Raw genomic sequence first — 2,715 nt, 5'->3', positions numbered from 1 at the left:
GGCCTAACAAACGGCTCAAGAGGGATTGCCAACGCGTGGCGACTTTAGTGCAAAATGGAAGTTCAGTGTTTACAGTGTGTTTTTTGAGTTCGGTGGTGCGTTGTCAACCCCTTAGCCGGGCGTTATGTAACTAGGAGAAAAAATGAACATCAGTGAAATGAATGGTTTTGAAGTTACGGGTTTTGTCATTCGTACAACTAATGCGGATGAAGTAAATTCATCGACTGCAAAAATTGGAAATCTTTGGGCAAAATTTTACACAAATGCTGCTCCAAAGTTAGATGAAAAATCAAAAGTTTATGGCCTATACACAAACTATGAGTCTGATTTTACAGGTGCTTTTGACGTTATCGCTTGTTCGGATACCTTATCACCAGAAATATTACCAGATTCAGTAAAAGTGAGTGTTACCTCTGGTAAGTACCTGACTTTTGCTGCGAGCGGTGAAATGCCACAAGTAGTTATAGATCTTTGGGGTGACGTTTGGGATTATTTTAGCTCTGAAAACTGCCCTCACGAACGAGCATACACAACAGACTTTGAGTATTATAAAAGTGCTCATGAAGTCGAGATCTCTATTTCTGTCAAATAGTTACATAACAAACGGCTCAAGAGGGATTGCCAACGCGTGGCGGTTTTAGTGCAAAATTGAAGTTCAGTGTTTACAGTGTGTTTTTTGAGTTCGGCGGTGCGTTGTCAACCCCTTAGCCGGGCGTTATGCTCTAGTCACAATCAAACTATTTTGGAATATATCACAATGAAAAAATTAACAATTCTAGCTCTTTCATCACTGGCTTTCTTCTCATCTAACACTTTTGCTAGAGATGATGTGGGTAATTATTCGATTACAAAGGCAATGAGCTCCGAAGTGGCTAAATCTAAATTAGGCTCTGAAGTTTCATTTTACTTTGGCGAGCAGAGTTACGGCAAAGTTCTCAAAGAATTAGGTGAATTTAAAACCAGTAAAAAAACGAACGCTTTCAATAAAACAGATGAAGAAGCGTGCAACTGGGTTTTTCTTTCTGCCATGATTGCTCTTAAAGACAGAGCGATAAAAGAGGGTGGAAATGCAGTAGTTAATATCAAATCAAATTACAAAAACAACCTCACTTCAAGCAACGATACTTTTCAATGTGGTGCTGGAGCCGTAATGGCTGGAGTTGCATTGAGTGGTGAAGTTGTGAAGCTCAAAAAATAAGCATAACAAACGGCTCAAGAGGGATTGCCAACGCGTGGCGGCTTTAGTNCCTTAGCCGGGCGTTAGGCAAAGTGAGTTTTTATCAGCTAAAACGAGTTTGAATTGAACGGTAAATCCCATGTTCTCTGGCTGAACTTAAGCAATAAATAATCATCACATATTTGCTGTTTCTTGATCGCGTTGGGTTTCTTTTCGTTGTGAATTCATCGGCAAAATAACCTTCAGCATCCAAACGTCCGCCGAGCATGCTACGCTCGTCACTTTTCTTCCAAATCGCTCAATTTGAGTTTTTTGTTTCTTTGCTGAGTTGGAGTTTTGGTTTATAAATGAATCGGTTAGTGTTTTTCAAGTTTACAAAAAGCTTTGTTCTTGGGTTTTGAAAGTATTGTTGTCAATTGGTTGGCCTAACAAACGGCTCAAGAGGGATTGCCAACGCGTGGCGGCTTTAGTACAAAATTGAAGTTAAGTGTTTATAGTGTGTTTTTTGAGTTCGGCGGTGCGTTGTCAACCCCTTAGCCGGGCGTTAGCAGCCATACTGGTAGTTATGTATAAGGGTATCAAATGCAAGAAAGAGAAAAATATGAAAATGGGCTCTTTACCATTCGTTTTATTGGTGATGATCTAGATAAACGTGGAGTCAGCATATATGATCTTGGCGAGTCTTTAATTGCCTTTCAAAGGATTATAAATAAAGCGTATTTAGCTCAGGAAGACCGTTTGGTAAAAGGAGCATTCCCTTCAAGTGAAGAGAGACAACATTTAGCTCTTCAAATTGGTCAGCGAAAAAGAGCCTCCGATGGATTTTCCCTCATTCCAATACTGGCTGATCCACATACTCAACAAGCTATGTTAAAAGTAGCAGATTGGGTTATATCGGGAGTTATTGGTTATTACGTAGGTGATGTAATCCAACGGCTAAAAAATGAAAATGACCCTAACAAACGCATATTCATTAGTTCCATTTTTAAAGAAGTTTCAACAATTGTTAACCGTATTGGTACAAGCGGAGGTGTTAGCCATATATCAATTGGCTCACCTGTTAAAGGTCAAGAGACTGTAGTCGCATTTGATAGAGAAACAAAAAACTATTTAGTTGACCTTTCTAATGAAACTTACTTAGGTGCATATCAAGAAATATACGGTAAGGTATATAAGTTCTATCCAGCTAGTAAGATCGTGGCGATTCGTCGAGTTGGAGGGTCAACAGTCAATGTATTTTTAAATGAAAGTGATTTTGACGAGATTCGTTATTGTAAAGATACAAACCCTTTCTATACGTTCAAAGGACATCCTGTCTATAAAATGGGTGTTGAAACTAAATCAGTTACAGATTTTGACGCAGAGTCTATCGAGTACAGAGAACCAGATGCATAAACTGGCTGCTAACAAACGGTTCAAGAGGGACAGCCAACGCGTGGCATTTTTACCATGCGTTGGTTTTTTGTGGTTACGGTGTTATGCGGAAGCTTGGTAATGGCGTTGGCTGCCCCTTAACCGGGCGTTAGGTATTTGGAGAC

The 2,715-nt window shown here is 39.7% G+C and carries 3 protein-coding genes; all 3 read left to right on the top strand.

Going from position 1 to position 2,715, the window contains the following annotated elements; all coding sequences use genetic code 11:
- The first annotated feature begins 142 nt into the window (after window positions 1-142).
- The 3 genes from AACQ21_RS06490 (at window position 143) to AACQ21_RS06480 (ending at window position 2,572) form a co-directional block, all read left to right on the top strand.
- On the top strand, window positions 143-592 hold the full coding sequence (locus tag AACQ21_RS06490; RefSeq protein WP_105976780.1) for a GyrI-like domain-containing protein: 450 nt from the start codon (window positions 143-145) through the stop codon (window positions 590-592).
- Between the two features lie 165 nt (window positions 593-757).
- A complete protein-coding gene (locus AACQ21_RS06485; protein ID WP_040122767.1) occupies window positions 758-1,198 on the top strand; it encodes a hypothetical protein in 441 nt (146 codons plus the stop codon).
- 561 nt (window positions 1,199-1,759) lie between these two features.
- A complete protein-coding gene (locus AACQ21_RS06480) occupies window positions 1,760-2,572 on the top strand; it encodes a hypothetical protein (protein WP_146127537.1) in 813 nt (270 codons plus the stop codon).
- The last annotated feature ends 143 nt before the right edge of the window (window positions 2,573-2,715 follow it).

The organism is Vibrio sp. V01_P9A10T6, from assembly GCF_963877065.1.
In the GTDB taxonomy this organism is placed as follows: domain Bacteria; phylum Pseudomonadota; class Gammaproteobacteria; order Enterobacterales; family Vibrionaceae; genus Vibrio; species Vibrio anguillarum.
This window is presented reverse-complemented; position numbering and strand designations above follow the sequence as displayed.

Excerpts from the sequence above, each read along its gene's own strand:
- AACQ21_RS06490 (WP_105976780.1), top strand. The coding sequence starts at position 143 with ATGAACATCAGTGAAATGAATGGTTTTGAAGTTACGGGTTTTGTCATT.
- AACQ21_RS06485 (WP_040122767.1), top strand. The coding sequence starts at position 758 with ATGAAAAAATTAACAATTCTAGCTCTTTCATCACTGGCTTTCTTCTCA.
- AACQ21_RS06480 (WP_146127537.1), top strand. The coding sequence starts at position 1,760 with ATGCAAGAAAGAGAAAAATATGAAAATGGGCTCTTTACCATTCGTTTT.